The 1,226-nt window shown below is 42.4% G+C and carries 1 protein-coding gene and 1 pseudogene; both read right to left on the minus strand.

Annotated elements, in window-relative coordinates; all coding sequences use genetic code 11:
- Positions 1-119 precede the first annotated feature (119 nt).
- A complete protein-coding gene (locus NSA57_RS19425) occupies positions 120-1,022 on the minus strand; it encodes a conjugal transfer protein (RefSeq protein WP_330671406.1) in 903 nt (300 codons plus the stop codon).
- A gap of 17 nt (positions 1,023-1,039) precedes the next feature.
- Positions 1,040-1,226: pseudogene (locus tag NSA57_RS19430) on the minus strand (hypothetical protein); the annotation flags it as partial.

The following is a 1,226-nucleotide window of genomic DNA, read 5'->3' on the forward strand; positions in this document are numbered from 1 at the left end:
TAAATATCTGCAATTTTCAAGGTTCATTTGAGCCTTTTTCTTTAGCTCTGTTTTTCATAGATTATTTGACACTACCTAAGATAGAATAATTATATACATTCTCTTACATTTAATCAACTTTACTTAACAATCTTCCAATTACTATCCTTTTCTAGTGTCAAGTCAAATTGTGAAATCTGCGTTGCCTTTGTTCTTTGGTCGAGATATTTCACTGATACCGATACCTTGACCTGTTGTCCGTCTTTGGTGAAGATAGGATTTACCAGCTCCGAGAACGTATAATCGCAGTTCACAGGAGAAAGGGCATTGCCAGACACATAATAGGCAAGTTCCTTTTCCGTTGCGGTAGGGTAGAGCTTGAAGAAAGTTTCCAAGAACTCTGTCACTTCCTCCGCTGTGGCAGCGTCTACCGTTCCGTTAGTTTCCTGCGCTTTTGGTTCATAGCTGGATTTTGACGGTATGTTGCTGATGGTCGGGTTCTGGGTGATAACCATGTTTCCGTCACCATCTACGTGAACCACTACCATGTAAGCGGAAGTGTATCTGGCAGACTGTTCACCCTCCGTTACCGTCTGATCTACGGAGTAGACAACGGTAAAGTCGTCTGTTCTAGCCTGTTCTACTTCCCATACCGTTACATCAGTCACCGTAGAGCTTGTGGGTATATCCTGCCGAACTGTATCTACATTCAAGTCCTTTAAGCTCTGTGTCAGATAGCTGCTGATGGCAGCAGTTCTTTTGTCAATGGATTCCTGCGTGTTGCTCCATGAATAGTAGGACTTTGCAAAGCCTTTGACAAAATTCTCTATCCTATTGGTATCGACAATGCGCTGTTCAATGACTTCCTTTTCATGTACAGTGTGCATATCAATGGCAGTAAAATTTTTATATACGCCAAAGCTGATGCTTGCAAGCAGCACCAGCCATAAGGCAATCACGGATTTTTTATGCGTGCCAACTTTCATCACAGGCAGTTTCTTCTCTTTTTTAGGTTTTGATTCTTTCTCTTTTTTCTTGAATATCATAGCACCATTCCTTTCTATTTAGTCTTTACCCGTCCAGCGCCAATCAAATGTTGCTGCCAGTACGAGCTTGTCAAATCTGCATATCCGATAAGGTTTCCAGCGTGGTACATTCTGTTGTTTCCTGCATAGTAGAGTAGGAAAGCACCGCCTTTCCTTATTTCTAGGGTAGGTTTGTGCAGTCCTCTCCCCGAACCGTGCTTG

It is taken from the genome of Blautia caecimuris (assembly GCF_024622975.1).
Classification (GTDB): Bacteria; Bacillota; Clostridia; order Lachnospirales; family Lachnospiraceae; genus Blautia_A; species Blautia_A caecimuris.